Genomic DNA, 19,338 nt, shown 5'->3' on the forward strand with positions numbered 1-19,338 from the left:
ACAGTTATTTAAAGAAACGAACGGCCACCAAGAACAAGATGCACGGCGAAGAGGTTCTAGGGTTACCTTCAAAGTTTGTGTACCGTTCTTTAAGACGTAACCGTAAGCATCTGGACAAAGAGGTAAATAGTATTGAAGAGAAGCTACTTTCTTTGGTAAAACAAGAGCAACAACATCAGTTGACCTTACTTACCAGCATCCCCGGTATTGGAATCAGGACGGCTCTTTTTTTGATTGTCTGTACAGATGGTTTCAAGAAATTCGAGAGTGCATCCCAACTATGCAGCTATGTTGGTATAACACCAACAATACGTGAATCGGGCAGTAGTGTCAGGGTGCGTAGCAGGATCAATAAGGTAGGAAACAAAAAGCTGAGGAATCTATTGTTCCAGTGTTCGTTCAATGCCTGTAAACATAACAATGCTTGTAAAGGGGTATATGAGCGAATCGTGAACAAAGGGAAAAGCAAGAAATTGGCATTGATAGCAGTAGCCAACAAACTACTTAACCAGTCTTTTGCTGTTGCAAAACCTGGTAGACCATATGATGACACTTATGTTTCAATATTGCCTAGATAAATATGAAGATAGATCGAATAAAAAAAGCTCAAAGAATCAGATTTTAGCATCTTTGAGCCTAGAATAGTAAGGAAGAATTTACTTGTTTTTTACCTCAGTTCTTTGTTGTGCTTTCGTTATTTTTAGTTTCACCTTTAAGTGTATCTGGTATAAAACCATACTATTTCCTCAAACTCCATATTTCATTGATTGGGTCTCCCTTGCTAGAGAAACCTGAGTGGTGCCACTTACCATCAATCAGTTTATAATTAAATTTTAAGCTAAGCCCAACTTTGGAAAAGTCTCTTGAAAAGAATTCGATGTTCTCGGTGTATTCATCATTCATTGTTGTATACGTCCCCCCACCTGTAGCCATAAATTGTTTTGTTTCTGTGTCGTAAGCTATCCATTGAAATCGAGTTCCAGATAAAATTTTCATCGTTTTTCTTGGTCTACTTGTCTCTCGTAATTGAGTTTTACCTTCACTTATTCTGCCAGACATTAACCAGGCTCCTTGTAATTCGCCTGGAGTACCATTATCAATTTTTGTAAATTTCTGTCCACTCCCTACAATTTCCAACGTACTAGTATTGACTTTTACTTTAAAACTAACTTCAGTACCGACCCGTTCAGAATTATCCGTATGAAATTCTACTTTTTCCGTCATAATATCTTCATCTAATTTCCATGTTCCACCATTGGAGTGTATAAATTCTCCAGTAGTTGCATTATATACGGTTAACACTTGATAGCCATAAGCAAAAATAACAACGCTTTTTAAATTGTCTCCATTTTCAGAGGTTGCAAACGTTTCCCAAGCACCAATAACACTTTGGGCTTTGCTTGTAAATGATAACAAAGTACAAACGATACATACAATCATTTTTTTCATCCCTTTGGTATTTTATTAATTATAGACAACACAACAATAATAATGACTAACGGTTTGTGAATGAAACGCAGCGTGTAAAAAGATACTACATTTTTGGTTTATGACAGAGCTATCCCAAAGCTTAGGGCTTATACATTATCTTTTCATCTTTAAGCCCACCATCCCGATAATTATCGGGATGGTGGGCTTGGCTAAAAGCGCTAAACTTATGCCATTAATAAAACAGAAATTTCTGGCTTTCCTCAAAGCCTTCTTTATTTTTTATCAAAATACCTTTTTACATTAGCTTCTAATACATTATTTAGAGAATCTAAATAATGTATTAGTTCTTTTGGTCATCTCCTGGTCTAGGGGACTTGAATACGTCTATTCCCTCTTTTCTATGCTCCACCACTTGTTCATTGATAAATTCACGGAACTCACTATTGCTCTGACCATCCTGTTTGGAGAATTCAGCTACTGTCTTGGTTATTCCTCTTGACTTGGTATTCAAATATGTTGTACTCATATGTTATTTTTTTAATTGTTCATATAGAGAATACAGGTTTAATATTGAAAGGTTATTAATACTATCTTAAAACTCAGAGATTAACTTAACCATTAGCATACTCGTTTAAGGCTTTTACTAGTAGATTCAATTCTTCAAAACTAGTAGAGATGGCAAATGAGACACGTATGACATTAATGCTGTTTTCATAAATACCTCTAAAGCGTAACTTCTTTTTTTAAGTATTTAAAGCCTTTATTCAGAATCCGTCAACGTTACAGCAGCCTTGACTATAATTTTGTTGTGCCGACATTTGCACGGCACTGGGACAAGCTCGTGCGCTGTTAGAATAGACTTTATCACCTATGAATTCTTGCCGTTTAGTGGTTTTTATTTTAGTTTTTCACATACTGCCACAAGAAATATTAGCCCTTTTTGTGCTTTCGTTATTTTTTCAAGGTTCTTAATTCACTATCTATAGATTTATTTAAACCCTCAATTTTCTCAAACAATTGCTTGTAAAAGCTAACCTTAACTGAATTGATAAAGAGACTTTCCGCCAATAAAATCTTGAATTCTTCATCTTTCTTTAATGTTTCCACATTTTTAATTTTGAAATTATATCTATCAAATTCTTGCTGCCAAGTATCAATTCCAGAACCTAATTGGATTTTTGTTTTTTTAGGGATAACTGCGAAGTGCTTTCTAAAAAAGGTGAATTTATCATCATAGGTGTTAGAAAAAGCGTGATTATTTTCTAACTCTTTAAGTGCTGAAACATAAAAGTCATAGAAACGTGTGATTTCTTTAAAAGATTATTGTTTGTTATTAATCCGATATCATTGTTCTGTAGGTTGTTGAATGATGCATTATGAAATAATGTAAGTAGGTCAATGCCTAATGCATCATTAAAGCTAATACTATCTGTAGGTTTAATACTTTCATCAAGTAAAAAATCAAGTAAATGTTGTTCGTTAGTAATTACGACTTTAATATATTGCAAATTCAGCGCACAATCCACTTTGTCAGCTAAAATGTCCTCTTTAATATTTTCAAGAATGGTTATCTCAAATTGTTGCTTTTTGTGATTTTCACTATTATTATTTATTTGCAACGCTATCAAAATTCCAATTACCACAAGAATTATTTCGCCAATTGCATAAATCAAATATTTACTGAATTTATTTTCAGTCAGTAAATTTTGTCTAATTTTTCTAAAAAATTTTATCATTTGGTTATTGTTTGGTCCCGATAGCTATCGGGATGAAGCATAACAGTTAGATTTAGAATCCGTGGTTAAGACTCGGCGTTAATTAAATAGGGCTGGGGTTGGTGCCGGATTAAATGTACGAAAACTTGTGAATTGCACTAAATATGCTAAAAAATGAATTTTAGTCTTTTTTAAAAGACGTTTTTTATTTAGTGGTTTGTTAGTTTTATAGTTTGGTTTATACCAATAGCGTGTTTATGAAGAATAAAGAAAATAGAACTGAAAGAATAAAGAATCCTTGGCCAACTAAAGATACTATGGAACAGGTATATGAAATGAAGCTTTGGGGTAGGGGCAAAACAGACTTTTATTCAGGTTCAGGATCGCATAATCCTGAGATTGTAAATCCATATATAAGTGTATTAACATCATTTTTAACATCCTTTAAAATACCTCTTACGGTATGTGATTTAGGTTGTGGTGATTTTAATGTAGGAAAAGAATTGGTAGAGTATACCAAGAAGTATGTTGCGGGAGATATAGTAAAAGGCCTTATAGAGAATAATAAAAAAAAATTTAAAGAAGATAATTTGGAATTCCTTTGTTTGGACATCGCAGTAGATGATTTGCCATCCGGAGATTGCGCTTTACTAAGACAAGTATTACAACATTTATCGAATGCCGAAGTGCAGCGTATATTGAGTAAGGTAACTGATTATAAATATGTTATTTTAACAGAACATATACCTGAAGGAGATTTTATCCCCAATAAAGATATTATTTCAGGACAAGGAATTAGACTAAAAAAGCTAAGTGGTTTAAACGTATTAGCCCCACCATTTAATTTTAAAGTAAAAGAAGAAAAAAAATTATTGACTGTTCGTTTGATTGATTGCAAAGGGGTTATTGTAACTACTTGTTATAAAATGTTTTGATGCGTTGGCTGCATTCAAATCGTGCTAGAGAATCATGTCTGACTAATGCGCGAAAAACCCAATTATCTTGTCTGAAATCTGTGTTTGAGAGCTTTTCAAATCTATTGAAAGTTGGGAGGTCTTAATTTTAAAAGGTATAAGAAACTCATAAAACAAAATTTCGCCAAGATGTGCATTTGCTTTTTTCTAAAAAAGTCTAAAACTGAATGCCCTTTACGGAAAAATCATAAAGGGCATTCAGTTTGGAACAAAGAAGAGTATGACTAATTAAAATCTATTGTACTGTTACGTTAAAGGTTGCTGCAATATCTGTTTCTCCACCTGCATCTCCCAAACCAGTATTTGGTTTAGAAGGTTCGTGGCGAAGTGTAATCGTTAATGTGCCTGAGCTCACCGTACCCGCAGTAAGCGTTAATTCTGTCCCCAAGTTATTCCCATCGGTATCAAAGTTGCTATAGGCCGTTATAACGTCTAGTCCGCCACCAATCGTATAGAAAAATTGGTGGTCCAAACTTTCTTCTTCTACTTCTTCGGTAATATTTTCTGATGGATTCACAGTTTCGTTAAGCAGTACAATAGTACCGTTATAGGTAACACCTGCTGTCAATGCGCCCGAAACTGTTACAACAGGTGAGTTCGGACCATCTCCATCTAAATCACGAGTCTGTAAGGTAATGGGTGTTGTGCCTCCATTGGGCACAAGGGTTAACGTTAAAGTGGTAATCACTTCTTCTTCGTTTACCGGCTCTGGGGTATCATTGTCATTTGAACACGATACAAATAGTAATGTTCCAAAAATTGCAGTTGCTAAAAATTTTACTTTTTTCATTTGTTTTTTTTTAAAATTAATAATTGAGTTTGAGATTTAATGAAAAGTTTCTACCTAAGTCGTCTGCATAATAGCGCAGACGGTTTAGGTAATTTCGGTAGGAAGTGTTTAATAAATTGGTGATTCCAAAACCTACAGTGACTGTTGATTTTTGTGAGGCTTTGAAATCAATGCTCGAATTAAAGCTGAGTAAATGGTATGCATCAGGCGGTGTACTCACGTCAACAATTTCTGTTGTTTCGGTCTCTGGGATAAACACTTCAAAATTATTGTTGGGAAATTCATTTTGGCGAAATACATATTCGCTCTGCAATGCCAACCTTAGGTTTTTGAATTCCGGATTTTGATATACAATTTCATTCTTTGTATTTACGGGTGGCATACTTATCAAAGGTTTTTCCCGTGAACGATCGTAACCTTTTACGAGTGAAAACTGATGATTAAAACGGAGATTTTTCGCAAAGGTGTACGAAGCATCAAAATCTACTCCTAACAATTGTGCATCGGACTGTCTGTATTCCCAAACTTGAAAACTGCCCCGAACCGTTTGTTGGATTTCTGTAGGTTCAATAATTATAAAGTCCTTAATAGTGTTTATGAAAGGACTTATTGAAAAGCTGAAATTTTTATTTTCTCGCTGAAAAGTTAGTGATATTTTATGTCCAACCTCTGAATTGAAACGTAGATCGCCCAGTTCTATACGGGAAGCAGAATGGTGCAAGCCTTCGCTAAAAAGTTCGGAAGGATTGGGCGCACGGGATGCCAATGAATAATTGAAAAATAAGGTATACTCCTCGCCAAAAGAATATGTGGCTCCTAAAGTTGCGGAAGCGTTATAAAAATTCAGTTGTGGATTGGTCAAAATCTGATTGTCCAATGCTTCCACTACAATTTCAGGGAAGAGCCCATCATAATTGCGGGATTCCCAAAACGAGGTGCGATAGAATTTAAAAACGTTCATATAGGTATAATCAAATCTCCCACCTGCTTCCACAAGCAGTTTGTCATTCAATCGGTAATCCGCTATGACATAAATTCCCAAATCGTATTTGTCATAATCAGGTATCAGCCTACGCACACCAGTATTTGGGTTTGCAAAGTTATTTTGATATCGTACCATTAAACCAGTCTTTAGGCTTATTGCATCACTCAAATAGGAATCCAAATCCAACATCAGCGTATGCGTGTCCAGTTTCAAATCCAACGAGGCATTATCCTTATCTGCACCGCGCCTGATATCGAATTCCAAGCGGTTGTTACGCTGAAAGTCATATTGCAGGCTCAATTTCCCAAAGTCATCAAATCTTTTGAAGCCTTTTATTCGGCTTAAATGGTGCGTTACATCTTGTTTTGGGGAGTTGATTTGATATGTAAAATCATTAATGATTAGTGGTCTGTCGCTATTTATTGCCCTAATTTGGTCTTGTGCACCGCCCAAATGAGATGCTCTTAAAATGCCGATTTCATTTTTAAAGAGTGAATAATAGGCCTCGATGCCATAATTGACCCGATTAAGTCCAACGTGCAAAGAAGCGTTGCGTTCAAAAATCCCTGTATTGCTTAATATATAATCTGGTGCTTCAAAATCGCCAAAACGTTTTACTGTTCCTTGTACGTTTGCATACCAGCCACTTTGATAGCTTTTGGTAAATTGGGAAGTCAGGGAAGTACCTCGACCATTGCTTGTTCCTGTGAATAAGGTTTTTCCGTAAAGGCTATCTTTAACGGGAACTTTTAAAGCTTCGGCTACAATGACCCCGCCCATAGCATCACCACTGTATTGCAATGCGCCTGCGCCTTTTATCAAGGTAAGGTTGCCTGCGGAATTGATATCAATATTTGGGGCGTGTTCTGCTCCCCATTCTTGGTCTTCCATCCGAACGCCATTATTTATAATAACCACACGACTACTATGAAGGCCATTAATCAAAGGTTTTACAACGGTATTTCCCGTATTGAGGGAAGAAACTCCGCTCAAACTTTTAAGGGCATCACCGATCGTACCGCTACTAAAACGTTCCAATTCTTCCTTTGAGATAGTGTTTTCAAGAATTGTTTTGGACTTGTTGCTGTAGGCTTTTGCGGTGATAGTAATTTCGTTAAGTTCTTCCAAATGGTGTTCCAGCTTAAAAGTCTTGGTGGTGTTACCTGATATTTTAATCGTGAAACCTTTGGTTAAGCAGAATGGGTGTGACACCTGTAAGGAATAAGTGTCATTACAAAGGTTTGAAATGGTAAACTTTCCATCGAGGTCTGTCTGCACAGCTTGTTCAGAACCTGCAACAATAAGTGTTGCACCTGCAAGTAAAGACCCATCGTGAAGGTCCATTACCGTGCCGAATAGTGTGTTGTTACAATTTTGTGATATAGAGGGAACACTGCTTAATAGCAGCACCAATAACATATACCTGCGCATATAAATTCTTAATTAACATAATAATAAATATCTTTTTGTTTATTAAGAAAAAATAGGGGGGGCGCGTAGCTGTGTATTGGTTATTTTAAAGGAATGATATTGTAAGTAAGCAAAGTTTGCTTCAATATTTACAGGAATTTTTGGTTGTACTAAATTAGGGAGTTCGGCTATATCGTAAATAAAAGATGCCAAATGAAAACTACAAATCTCACACTTCACAACGGATTTATGTAGGTGTGTAGTCTGTTCTGTGCAAGCAATGTATTCGTGCCCTTCAGACATATGAATAAACTGAATGGCAGAAGGCAACATTAAAGCTACAAAGAGCAATAATGCGGCTATATTTTTGCCAATCTGTTTTTTATAATCCATTGTTTTCTGTGACACGTAAAACGCTAAAATAAAGAATTATTCTTGGATAAGAGTAAAAATATTTCAGGAATAAATGTGCTGTTTGCGTGGTGGCGTTTTTCAGCGTGGGTTTTTAATGGTGGCTAGGAATTTTTTTAAGCTTGTGGCTTACGGTTCAACTATGAGTAATGCAGAAGCGAGGGAATGTTTTTGTTTCCGTATTGGCGCTTAGCCATAGCTTTTTATTTGTTTTTTAGTTTTTTTGTTGCAAGAGCATTCCCGACACTTCGGGACTAAAGATTTGGCGCACTTTGTTAATAGTTTTTAACTTTGGATTAAGAACTAAAACCCGTATTAATTTTAGTCATTGTGAGCGGCTTTGTTTTATTTTGGGCATTATCATTTCAATCCTTTTTAAGTAGTTATGGGTTGCAATAGTCGCAAAACGTAGGGTCTTCGGTTGTTTTTTTATGAGGATACATTTCTTCTTTTTTGAAATCGCATTTTTGACAGAAGTAAATGAAACTCAACGTAGAGTTGGTAGGTGAACCACATAAACTACATTCTAATCCCTTTTTTACATCTGTAACTCCAAAACCCGGAATATTGCAATGGGGGCAGCAAGAATTTACCTTGTCAACTAATTTTTTGGCAGCATTTTCAATTACAGTCATTCGGGTAGGGTTATACATTGCCCTCATATCAGTTTCTACATAAATAGAATTAGACTCGTCAAGCAGTTTTTTAAAGGCTTTTTTTAATAGGGTTGTATCTGTAATCCCCTTAATTATGTCAGTATTGTCTTTCTCTGATTTACGAAGTATAAGTCCATGAGATGGAAATTTAACAGATTCAGCAAAGTCTAAAAGGTCTTTTTCAGTTTCAATTACTTTACCACCAAAATTGGTTTCTATACTTAATTCTCTTGTGATTATTTCTAGGTTGTTTTTTTTGTCGATGAATATTAAAAACTCATCATCTGCACTTGCAAAAAATATTGAAGGATGGGCACCAAAGGAGCCCTCACTTGCTACTCCCAAATCACAGTTGCTTGCTTCCATAGCTAAAAGACATTTTTTTCTAGCGGTTGCAATTGGGTCAAGCTCTCTTTCAATTTCTCCTGAAAATGTCCCTAAAATATCAGTATCAAAATTTTCATTTGTAAAGCAAGTTACTCCAAGATTTTTTTCTAGTAGGGGAGCAATTACTTTTTCTTTTTTATGTTTAGTAGCAATTATTAGCTTTCTATTTTCAAATAATGAAGTGCCCATATAATTTATAGTAATTATTTTGTAGCTCTTTCTAGTCTATCGTTAATGGATTTGCCTAAGCCAACATCTGGAAATCTTTGTGCAACTATCATATCCAAATTTAAATCGTCCAGAGTGTGAAGTGCACTGTATAACTTAGATGCAGCTTCTTTTAAATCTCCAGACTTTGATAAAATTTCTACGTGTTTAATATTTGAAGCGTTCATATTTTCTGTAAAGCTTACGACACCAATTGTTTTATCACCATTGCTCTTTATAAATTTTTTAATATCGTTTACAAGGTATGTTTTTGTTTTGGGAGCGTAGTGTTTGGCTAGCATGCCCGGTGCATCGGGTGCTTTTTCTTTCTTGTTTTTAACCTTAATTTTTCCTATAACATTTTCAATTTCTTCTATAGCGATAGCTCCTAGCCTGTAGAGCACTGGTTCATTATTTTCAAATCCAATGATGGTAGATTCTAATCCGTTCTTACATTCTCCACCTTCAAGTACCATTTTTATGGAATTCTTAAAATAGCTTTCAACGTGCAATGAATTAGTTGGACTAATTCGATTAAACGGATTAGCACTAGGTGCAGCTAGTGGAAACGATAATTCTTTTAACAACTTTAAAGTTATAGGATGATTCGGGATTCTCACAGCAACGGTGTCTTTACCTGCTGTTATAACATCTGGAATGTTAGATTTCTTCTTTAAAATTAAGGTTAACGAACCAGGCCAAAAAGCATCTGCAAGTAATTGTGCTTTAATAGGAAACTCGCTTGCTATTTCGTCTAATTGTTCAATGGAGTGAAGATGCACTATTAAGGGATTGAACAACGGCCTTTGTTTTACTTCAAATATTTTACGAATGGCTTTGTCACTATAAATATTTCCTGCCAATCCATAAACAGTCTCGGTAGGTATTGCTACTACATCTTCATTGTTTAAGATTTCAACTGCCCTGCCAATGTCATTCGAAATTATAGTCATAGTTGAGGCTAGTTATTGGTGAATTCAATAGGCATTCCAAAGCTATCTTCGTGAAATAGACCATTGTCATAGACTAAATTTCCATTTACAAAGGTCTGTTTGATTGCTGTCTGAAATTTAGTTCCTTCTAATGGAGACCATCCACATTTGTACAAAAGGTTGTCTTTAGCAACTGTCCATTGGCTGTTCAAATCCACCAAGGCTAGATCTGCGTAATAACCTTCTCTGATAAACCCTCTGTCTGTCATACGATACAGAATGGCAGGATTATGACACATTTTCTGAACTATTTTTTCTAATGAAATAAGGTCTTGTTTGTAGAACTCTAGCATACAGTTGAGAGTGTGCTGCACCATTGGTGCTCCTGACATAGACTGAAAATAAGGTTTTTGCTTTTCCTCAAGAGTATGTGGTGCGTGGTCGGTTGTGATAATATCTATTCTGTCATCAAGCAGCGCCTTTAATAGGCCTTGTTTGTCTTGTTCCGTTTTTATAGCTGGATTCCACTTAATGAGCATTCCCAGTCGTTCATAGTCTTTGTCTGAAAACCATAAATGATGTACCGAAACTTCAGTTGTTATTTTTTTCTTTTGTAAAGGAATGTTATTCTGAAATAGGTGTGTTTCTGCCTCAGTCGTTAAGTGTAGAATATGAAGTCTTGCGTTATGTTTTCGAGCCAAATTAATCGCACGTTTTGTTGCTTCATAGCAGCCTTCAGTACTCCTAATAATTGGATGAAACTTTGCGGGAATATCCTCTCCATATTTTTCTCTAAAAGCCTGTTCGTTAGCTTCTACGATTTCTTCTTTTTCGGAATGAATGGCTATAATGGATTTGCAGTTGGCAAATAGTTTTTCCATGGTATCTGGATTATCTGCAAGTAGATTTCCTTTTTTTGTAAAATAAAGTCCATCATCAGAAACTCCAATGAATTGGCTTGTATCTGTTTTTAAAACATCATCAAGATTATCTCCATTTACTCCAAGGAAGAACGAATAGTTTGCTAAAGATTTTTTAGATGCAATCTCATATTTTTCATTTAGGCTTTTAACGGTTAAAATATTTGGAACTGTATTGGGCATATCAATAAAGGAAGTTACGCCACCTGCTATGGCAGCTTTGCTTTCGGTATATAAATCGCCTTTGTGTGTAAGTCCTGGGTCTCTAAAATGAACTTGTCCGTCAATAATTCCTGGGAATAGGTGTTTGCCCGTTCCGTCAATTACTTTGTAATTTGGTTCAATGTCAATTTTTCCAATTTGATAGATACGTCCATTAGACAATAAAATATCTGCAACAAAGGATCTCCCTTCATTTACAATAGTAGAATTCTTAATTAAAATACTCTGATTCATTATTCATTTTCTGTTACTGGTGTCGGTTTTCTTAAATTGCCGCTATCGTATCGGCTATGAGTAGTGCAGGATTAAAAGGCGGTTACTTTTCAGTTTATCACAAACCTTTGTTTTATGTTTATACTTTTGTTTTGGCAAATAATTCACTATTTTTTAAATATAGTGCTGTGATATGTTCTTATTTTCCTATTTCTTATTTAGCTTTTGATGCATTTTTTTTCCTTCTCTAACTATTATTTCAATAATCTCCTCAATATCTTTTTTGGAAGTCCTGAAATTTACAATACAGCCTCTTAAACAGTACTTTTCATTTACAATTGCATTGGATAAAAATATTTCACCACCTTTTTGTAATGCATCAAGTAAAGCTTCATTTAAAGTGTTTAAATAAACTTCATTATTCTTAATGTTTTGCGTATAACCTATAGGAACATATCTCAGGGTGGCAATACTTAAGTTTTGAGTGATAGCTTCCAATTCTATATGGTCTTCTGCTAACTCAAAAAGTAATTTTGATAATTCTATATCTTCACCAATCATTTTTACATATCCGCTTCTTCCTACCTGCTGTAATGCCAGCCATACTTTTAAAGCTCTAAATCCACGAGAATTTTGAAGTCCAAATTCGTAATAATTTTGAGATGATCCCTTTTCATTTTTGCTAAAATTGTAATACTCGGGATTTGAACTATAGGCATCAATTAGATGTTGGGGATTTTTTACCAAAGTACAACCTGCTTCTAATGGCGAATAAAGCCATTTATGAGGGTCAAGCGCTATTGAATCTGCCTCTCGTATACCATCAAATAACGGTTTTAATTCTGGAATAACTGCAGCGGGAATACCATATGCCCCATCTACATGAAACCATAAATTATATGTTTTGCAAAGTGCTGCAATTCCTTTAAGATTGTCTACAACTCCAGTACTAACATCTCCTGCCGTTCCAACGACCATTAGAGGTTGGTGACCTTTTTTTATATCCTTTTTTATGGCTCGTTCTAAGAGGTCATTGTCCATTATATTTGAGGAATTCGTCGGTATCCATCTAGTCGATTTAGAACCATGGCCGAAAAGAATAGCAGCTTTTTCCACCCAAGTATGAGTCGTTTTTGAACAATATGTAATTAATTTTTTTGAAGAACTTGCGAGACCATCTTTTTTAATATTTTTTGGTGCTTTGGCTGTCCTTGCCGCTAAAAACGCAGTGAAATTTGCCATATTACCCCCACTAACTAAGATTCCGCCACAGTTAGGAGAGACACCAATAAATTCGGCTAACCATTTCACAGTTTGCATTTCAATTTCGGTTGCAATAGGGCTTAATATCTGTGCACATACATTTGGATTCACCGAAGCTGCTAATAGATCTGCAAACATTCCAATTGGTGCAGGTGATGAGGTAATATACCCCATAAATTTTGGATGACCATTGAGTAAAGAGTGGTTCATTAATAATGCAGACGCTTTAGAAATTATTTCCTCGGCCGGACTTCCATTATCTGGTAGAGAAGAATTACCTAATATTTTCATCAATTGTTTAGATGATTCGCCTGTAGTAACAGGCTTTTCATCAATTGTGTCGATAAATTCAGAGATGGTATCAATTAAGCGATAACCAATTTTTTTAAATTCGTCTTTACTTATTTCAATTGGTGTTTCTCTGTTTTCAGTCATGGACTTAAGTTTTTTCTCTGAAGGGTTACAACGGTTATACAATGAACAGTACGGGAGTAATTTAGCTATTACTTTCCAGCATGTACATAGCAAAACTTTTTAGTTCTATTTTTTCTTTTTTAGCCAAAGCTATTTCAACGCTTCGGAACTAAATATTTTTCGAACTTAATAAAATTACACAAACCCTGTGAATGCCCAGCAGGCAGTGTTATTTATAGGTTTTTTTAGGAATTTCGTTGTTTTTTAGGAGCTCAATATATTTCAAAATCCCGTTTTCCAAAGTTATTGAAACAAAACGTACCGAGGTGGATAAAGCCCGTTTAGTCTCAGATAAACAAGCATTTGTGCTCTATGATGAGTTACGTGGTCGGTCAGTAAGAAGAAAATTTGTCGCTTACTCCGATTCAATCCAAAATAGTCTAGTTCGTCATCAAATTGAGTCGTATCAAATTGCTGAATTAACTTTATGGTTTCATCAAATGTCTTATTAATTGTTGCAATCATTTCTTCTTTAGATTTATTGGCAACTTTAAATATAGTGTCAGTATTCCAATCCCTGGATTCTCGTCCACCTAATAATGACTGACTATGCCAATCTATCACATATCCGATATGCATTAAATTTTCTGCAAAGCTCATTGCCTCAGGTGTAGTATTGAAGTTATACTTATCCTCTGGCATTGTTTCTGCAACAAGAATTAAATACTTGCGGGAATTTTCTAAACGCTCTAAATAGTCTTCAATAAAATTATCCTCCAGAGCAAATAGCGGTGATGTAACCGAATTAAATAACACAAGAATTGTTAAAATAAGTATATGCTTCATAATATTTAATTTTAATTCAAATATTCTTTTTATCAAGATCTCATAATGAATTCCAGCATGCATGTATAACAAAAGATTACGAACCTTTGATTACGCATTAAAGTATGTATTATTTTTATACGATGTTATAAGTAGCTTTTTATTCAAATCACATTGCTCCAATTACGAATGGAACTTTAGAGTTTTCTGAATAATCTCTTGAAAAACCAGAATTTTTAGTTTTTAAAATCACTCCCGTACTTGTTGCGGTTCCTTTAAATCCATCGTTACAATCTACTTCCAAATTCAGATGTTCAATTTCCCCATTTTCTTTAAATTTAGTTTTAGAAAAATCAACAGTTATATTCTTTTCAGCTTTAAATGCAGATGCAATATTAGTTAATTCAGTTTTGGTTGTATTTTCCGTAATAATTAAGAACACTTTTTCAGAATCAGTTGAATATTTTGTTTCGGATTCCTTTGAACAGCTTAATATTAAAATTCCGATTAGTACTAAAATTATTTTTTTCATTAGTTATTGTTTTTCTATTCGTGTTAGTTTTCTCCTTTTCGTTACAGTTTGGTCATAATGTCACGTCCTAAAATATGGTTACGGGTTAATGCATGGTTTTAAGCCCCTAATTTAGCAAGTACACACCAAACTGGAAATCCGCGGGTCCGGAAGCTTTGGGATTCAGAAGTAGACTAGAACATGCGATTACTTATAGCTATTGTTGTGCGTTGTGGTTCTCTTTGTATGCAGTTGGCCTTAATGCTTTTTCCTACAAATAATGTATGAATCTCCGTGCTTTTTAATTTCTTTGTACTTATCCTTGGCAAGACCTTCATAATAATAGAGAATTTCAAAATCAAGAAAACATTCACGAAGTCTGTTTTTCTCGATGTAGTATCTTATTTCACAACAGTCATCCCTTTTTGTAAAAGTATTAGGCTCAATCATTCTTTCTGTGGAAACATAATCTTTAAATTCCGGATCTAGATAATTCCGCAAAGACATAATGATAATTCCTCCTTTTTTGACTGTCGGTTTTAGTGTTACAATCAACTTTTCAAAATCACTTCGACTCATGCAACAACCAACAAGTAGGCAGTTAATCGCGTCATAATAATTTTGAGGATATCCAAAATCTAATACATTAGTATTCAATATTGAAGCATTTGTAAGTGAGTTATCATCTAAAAATTCTCGTAAACGGTCTAAACGTTTTTCGTTATTATCCAATGCTGTAACTTGGAACCCTTTCTTTGCGAAGAATACAGTATCTGCTCCTTCTCCACAACCAATATCAAGTAAGTCCCTTCCGTTAGTCAAATAAGGCAATGCTTTCTCCGCAAGGGGGTCAGGCTTAAAAGGCTTTTCAAATCCATACTTATTTTTGAGGATACTGTCTAAGTTGCTCATAATATCGTTAAGTTATTTCCTTTTATATTTATGAATTGCACCTCAACTTCAGGTCTATAAAGTCTCTAAGCCAATAGGAACAAGGGTCCTGGGTATGACATGGCGCTTAAGCGCTCGGGCTCTATCGGACTAGATTTGTTTTAACGAAGATAGGAAATAAGCGCAAGCTCAGGGGAGGGATGTGTTATAGGTGATTCGTTATTTTACAAGGAATTTCATTAAATCGAAACAAAGATTGTCAATTAGTTCCTTTTTTGGATTGTTTGTAGCTCCTATGTTAGTCAAAATTATAATAGCTGTTTTATTGTCAAGATTGATGGCCATAGAAGATTTATAACCACCTGTTCCTCCATTATGCCGTAAAAAGGGTTTTGGGGTCTTGTTTTTTAAAATGCGCCATCTTATAGCAATTTCTAGATTCTCATTAATGGTTTTTGTCGATTGTTTCATCAATGTTAACTGATTGTTTAAGGCCTTAAAATTCCACATCAAATACTTGGCTAGGTCACTGACACTAGAAAGTATAGCCCCAGCACCTTTTATTTCTGCCATATCCCAATTCACAGTAAGTTTCCCTTTCCAGTTGTAACCTTGAACCAAAAAGTACTTCACCAAATCCCTTTGAGTAGTGGAATGTTCCATTTTTAAAGGCTTGAATATATCTTCTTGTAACAATGATTCATAATCCCGTGATTCTATTTTAAAGACGATGTAAGCGAGTAAAGCCATACCTAAATTGGAATATTGATATTTTTCTCCAGGTATTGATTCCAACTTTATATCCTTAGTTAAGTAATCAACAAACTTTTCTTTCTCGCAATTTTTGTATAGGTTGCTGGCATCAGTATTAAAAATGCTTCATTCTAAATTACTTGGTAGCCCAGATGTATGATTTGCAAGTTGACCAAAAGTGATAATAGGATCGCCTTTTATCTTAAAATCCAAATAGGGCTCTATTGATTCATCAAGGCTGTTATTTATTTAGTAAACGTTTAAAGCGTAATGTTCAACGCGGATATTTTTAATCCTATACCATTAGGCTCCATTAACTCAATCTTCTTAATGCTCTTAGTGGATATAGAATATGCTTTATTTTCAATTAAATAGCCATTTATGTAAATTTCGTTACTCGTTTTCAAACTAAAGAAAAGATTCAATTCCTCTTGGGTTTTAGTGTCAAATTTTAGGTCAGTCTCTACTTTTATCATTCCCTTGGTAATCTTATCTACAGGAAAGAGATTAATTGGACTCAATTCTTCATTTTTCGAAATTTCAAGATTTTTAATTTCTTTTGGAGAGATTTTTAATAATAGATCTGAACTACCAATAATAGTATTGTTTATTATTAAAATAGGCTTTTCAGGGTTCTTTTTATAAAATGTGGTTTCCAGATTTTGGGAATAAGTAAAAGCACTGATGCTCATAACTATTATTAGAAATACTATTTTCATTTCTGATTTTTTCAAAATGTTATGCAACGGTTAGTCTAATAATCCGTTCTTGAGATTTGATGTTAATCAAATTGTGCTTCGAATCATGCCGGATTAAAAGTACAAAAATTTTTTAATTGTAGTAAAAATGTTAAATAATGGTTTTTATCTATTTTTATGCTCCGGCTTTTCTTTTTTAACTTTTCGTAAAATAGTCTATCATCAATTCATGTTCTTGGCGCATTTAATCCATCCTGATTTTATAGGTGTCCTGTTATCTGTGAAATTTTCATCGCAATAGCCAGGAGTAGATATTTCAATCCAATCTTCTTTCATCGATTTAATTACAAAACAGTCTGTGCGTTGATATTCTATATCTGGTGAAGTTTCCGTCGGTTTAGTTTTGATTTTTGGCGAAATTTTAAAAGTTGAGCGACTCCAAACATACCAATTAGATGTTTTTCCCAACCCTTAAATACTGTCAGGTTATTATTTTTTAACCACTAAGTTTCCCCGTTTCATTATTTACCATGACTTCAAACCACTCAACGGTCTTTGCAATACAGCGAAAAGTAAATACATAATAATCCAACCAAAGAACTTCAGATTTTAGCCATTGTTGTTTTAGATTTATAAGATTATAACTATTATTAGTAAAGTCGGTAATCAATTCTACAACTTTTACAGGTTTACTTTTTAAGGTATCAGAGTGAAGTTCTAAAACTGTTTGTCGTAAAAATTTATAGAGACAAGTCCGATTCTAAGGTCTGTTTGTGATCAAGCTTGGGCTGTCAATAGAAGCAGTATGTTAATTAATAACAGCTTCATTTTTTGGCTTGGGCAAAACGCCGAGGCTATGATTTCGTTGTAAAGACATTTGCGTACTGCACAGGGTGGGTTAACGCACTGGCATCGTAGAATTATCCATTGATGAAATCAGAACGTTTGGTGGTTTCTATTTTTTTTTACATACTGTCACAATCAATTAAAGGCATAGTTGCCAGCGACTTCTTATTGTTTTAGAGGAGTGTTCATCCAATAATTATTAAAGTTCAAAGGCTTAATGATAATTTGGTCTTTAGAAATAGGCCGGTCTTTTTTCATGTAAAGTGTATCTGCGGGTTCATTTGTTTGAGTATTTACTTGTTGTACAAAAAATTCCCGGAATTGGGTATATTGTTTATAGTAGCCATCATTTAAATAGTTTCCTCTTAAGTCTCTCATTTTTGCGAATTCAAAATTGAGTAATTCTGGACTAAAAATTTCATCGGTAGAAATTTTATCAAGTTCATTAAATATATTACGTGCCTCACCGAAATTTAAGTCGGGGTAGAGAATCACCTTCTTATTTCTAAATTCGATTTTATTCAATACAATCTTTTTCCCTTTATAGATGATTCTATAGTTATCTTTACTAACAGCGAAACGTACATTAGGTTCATTATTGAACGTCACATTAAAACACTTATTCGTTAAATCTAATTGAATATCCGTTACCATAAAGGGAGACAACAAAAGCCGGAATTTGTTCTGAAAAGAAATATAGTTTAAGTACATTAATTCATCCACTTTTTGATATTCCGTAGTAATTTTAAATAATAAATTATTATTGTCGTCTGGCTTATTTTGTTTTTTATCCACCGTTCTGATCGATAGATCATATACAGCATATTCCATCTTATGTATGGCAAAACTTTTCTTTGATATAAACATCCTTCCATGTGCGCGAAAACCCGGATAGTTTTTTTTAAACGTTATTGCATACAATGCATCATCTTCCATAAACGTATCTGGTTCTTTGGAAAAATAATGGTTTTTTAATAAATCTGTATCTAACCGATGTATAAATGCATAGGAATCTATCTTATAATTTCTAATAGCATCGTGAATTCTTAAAATGGTAAATTCATTTCCTCCATAATTAAAAAGAAAGGACTTATCAATAGTTTTGCTCTTACCTGTATAGTCGTAAGGTTGTTGGGCTGGTAAGTCCCGCTTAAAATCATAGTTTAACTTATAGTCGTAAATCCTAACTCTGGTAGTTACCTGATCAAGTTCAAGAAAACCTTGATCGTAAACCTCCAAAATTGCTTCGTTCAAATTTATATAGCGATTTTTATCTAACTGATAGTCGCGATAGTAACCGATGGTAGAAAATGGATTTGTTGGAAAGTTTTTGGGAATTGCTTCAATAGCCCTCCTGACTATTTTTTTTGCAGATAACGATTTCTTTTGTTTTGCCTTTACAACGGCTTCGGACAATTCAAAAATTTCTGCTTCCATTTGTATAGTATTTAAATCTATAGAAGACAATTCAGAAATCAGAATATAACGGCTTTGATATCCCATACTAGAGATCACCAAAATGTTGCCTAAGGTTTTAGCTATAGGGAACCTTAAATCCCCCATCAGCATTCGATATTACACCACGGGCCAAATCTTTAATCCGTATGGTGGCAAAGACGACAGGTTCTTTAGTTTCCGAATCTATGAGTTTGCCATTTATAAAATCCTTTTCTTGCGAAAAAATCGATATGGTAAATGACAAAAATAAGAGAACAGCACAATATTTTAGTAATCCAATTTGGAAATTTAAATGAGGTTGCTTTAGTATTGACATAAAACAAGTATTAAATCCAAAAAATATTCAATTATTATGCCATCTTACAGTTTTAAAAGTGATAAATAAGAAATAACTCACAAAGCAGGCAATTATTTTTGTTTTGGTTA

General features: G+C 34.3%; 20 protein-coding genes. 2 read left to right on the forward strand and 18 right to left on the reverse strand.

The window, feature by feature from the left end:
• The coding region (locus tag ABXZ36_RS13320; RefSeq protein WP_354616177.1) for a transposase at positions 1–578 on the forward strand (578 nt) is incomplete at its 5' end.
• Positions 579–738: 160 nt separating this feature from the next.
• On the opposite strand, the gene ABXZ36_RS13325 is transcribed toward ABXZ36_RS13320, so the two are convergent.
• The 4 genes from ABXZ36_RS13325 to ABXZ36_RS13340 form a co-directional block, all read right to left on the reverse strand.
• Complete coding sequence (locus ABXZ36_RS13325; protein WP_354616178.1) at positions 739–1,449, reverse strand: DUF4488 domain-containing protein; 711 nt, start codon at positions 1,447–1,449, stop codon at positions 739–741.
• A gap of 322 nt (positions 1,450–1,771) precedes the next feature.
• Positions 1,772–1,957 (reverse strand): hypothetical protein, encoded by a 186-nt coding sequence (locus tag ABXZ36_RS13330; RefSeq protein WP_354616179.1) that lies wholly within the window; start codon positions 1,955–1,957, stop codon positions 1,772–1,774.
• Positions 1,958–2,382: 425 nt separating this feature from the next.
• Positions 2,383–2,538 (reverse strand): hypothetical protein, encoded by a 156-nt coding sequence (locus tag ABXZ36_RS13335; RefSeq protein ID WP_354616180.1) that lies wholly within the window; start codon positions 2,536–2,538, stop codon positions 2,383–2,385.
• A gap of 155 nt (positions 2,539–2,693) precedes the next feature.
• Positions 2,694–3,167, reverse strand: a complete 474-nt coding sequence (locus tag ABXZ36_RS13340; protein WP_354616181.1) for a DUF6090 family protein — start codon at positions 3,165–3,167, stop codon at positions 2,694–2,696.
• Between the two features lie 236 nt (positions 3,168–3,403).
• Between ABXZ36_RS13340 and ABXZ36_RS13345 the strand changes: the two genes are divergently transcribed.
• A complete protein-coding gene (locus ABXZ36_RS13345) occupies positions 3,404–4,081 on the forward strand; it encodes a class I SAM-dependent methyltransferase (RefSeq protein ID WP_354616182.1) in 678 nt (225 codons plus the stop codon).
• A gap of 274 nt (positions 4,082–4,355) precedes the next feature.
• Here ABXZ36_RS13345 and ABXZ36_RS13350 read toward each other — a convergent pair whose 3' ends face one another.
• The 14 genes from ABXZ36_RS13350 to ABXZ36_RS13415 form a co-directional block, all read right to left on the reverse strand.
• On the reverse strand, positions 4,356–4,910 hold the full coding sequence (locus ABXZ36_RS13350; protein WP_354616183.1) for a type 1 periplasmic binding fold superfamily protein: 555 nt from the start codon (positions 4,908–4,910) through the stop codon (positions 4,356–4,358).
• Positions 4,911–4,926: 16 nt separating this feature from the next.
• Positions 4,927–7,326: a TonB-dependent receptor gene (locus ABXZ36_RS13355; protein WP_354616184.1), complete on the reverse strand. Its 2,400-nt coding sequence runs from the start codon at positions 7,324–7,326 to the stop codon at positions 4,927–4,929.
• Between the two features lie 42 nt (positions 7,327–7,368).
• A complete protein-coding gene (locus ABXZ36_RS13360; protein WP_354616185.1) occupies positions 7,369–7,713 on the reverse strand; it encodes a hypothetical protein in 345 nt (114 codons plus the stop codon).
• A gap of 386 nt (positions 7,714–8,099) precedes the next feature.
• Positions 8,100–8,948 (reverse strand): DUF6671 family protein, encoded by an 849-nt coding sequence (locus tag ABXZ36_RS13365; protein ID WP_354616186.1) that lies wholly within the window; start codon positions 8,946–8,948, stop codon positions 8,100–8,102.
• A 14-nt stretch (positions 8,949–8,962) separates the two neighbouring features.
• A complete protein-coding gene (locus tag ABXZ36_RS13370; RefSeq protein WP_354616187.1) occupies positions 8,963–9,919 on the reverse strand; it encodes an L-threonylcarbamoyladenylate synthase in 957 nt (318 codons plus the stop codon).
• 8 nt (positions 9,920–9,927) lie between these two features.
• Entirely contained in the window at positions 9,928–11,274 is a 1,347-nt protein-coding gene (locus ABXZ36_RS13375; protein ID WP_354616188.1) for a dihydroorotase, read from the reverse strand.
• A 186-nt stretch (positions 11,275–11,460) separates the two neighbouring features.
• Complete coding sequence (locus tag ABXZ36_RS13380) at positions 11,461–12,951, reverse strand: pyridoxal phosphate-dependent decarboxylase family protein (RefSeq protein ID WP_354616189.1); 1,491 nt, start codon at positions 12,949–12,951, stop codon at positions 11,461–11,463.
• A 282-nt stretch (positions 12,952–13,233) separates the two neighbouring features.
• The gene (locus ABXZ36_RS13385; protein ID WP_354616190.1) at positions 13,234–13,776 is read right to left on the reverse strand and encodes a DinB family protein; all 543 of its coding nucleotides are present in this window, start codon (positions 13,774–13,776) and stop codon (positions 13,234–13,236) included.
• A 148-nt stretch (positions 13,777–13,924) separates the two neighbouring features.
• Positions 13,925–14,287, reverse strand: a complete 363-nt coding sequence (locus ABXZ36_RS13390; RefSeq protein WP_354616191.1) for a hypothetical protein — start codon at positions 14,285–14,287, stop codon at positions 13,925–13,927.
• Positions 14,288–14,524: 237 nt separating this feature from the next.
• Positions 14,525–15,178: a class I SAM-dependent methyltransferase gene (locus tag ABXZ36_RS13395; protein WP_354616192.1), complete on the reverse strand. Its 654-nt coding sequence runs from the start codon at positions 15,176–15,178 to the stop codon at positions 14,525–14,527.
• A gap of 198 nt (positions 15,179–15,376) precedes the next feature.
• Positions 15,377–16,033: a serine hydrolase domain-containing protein gene (locus tag ABXZ36_RS13400; protein ID WP_354616286.1), complete on the reverse strand. Its 657-nt coding sequence runs from the start codon at positions 16,031–16,033 to the stop codon at positions 15,377–15,379.
• 137 nt (positions 16,034–16,170) lie between these two features.
• On the reverse strand, positions 16,171–16,629 hold the full coding sequence (locus ABXZ36_RS13405; protein ID WP_354616193.1) for a hypothetical protein: 459 nt from the start codon (positions 16,627–16,629) through the stop codon (positions 16,171–16,173).
• Between the two features lie 990 nt (positions 16,630–17,619).
• On the reverse strand, positions 17,620–19,017 hold the full coding sequence (locus tag ABXZ36_RS13410) for a hypothetical protein (RefSeq protein ID WP_354616194.1): 1,398 nt from the start codon (positions 19,015–19,017) through the stop codon (positions 17,620–17,622).
• The gene (locus tag ABXZ36_RS13415) at positions 18,989–19,228 is read right to left on the reverse strand and encodes a peptidase associated/transthyretin-like domain-containing protein (RefSeq protein WP_354616195.1); all 240 of its coding nucleotides are present in this window, start codon (positions 19,226–19,228) and stop codon (positions 18,989–18,991) included. Before ABXZ36_RS13415 ends, ABXZ36_RS13410 begins: the two co-directional genes overlap by 29 nt.
• Positions 19,229–19,338: the final 110 nt, after the last annotated feature.

Origin of the sequence: Sediminicola arcticus, from assembly GCF_040566695.1 — a bacterium.
Classification (GTDB): Bacteria; Bacteroidota; Bacteroidia; order Flavobacteriales; family Flavobacteriaceae; genus Sediminicola; species Sediminicola arcticus.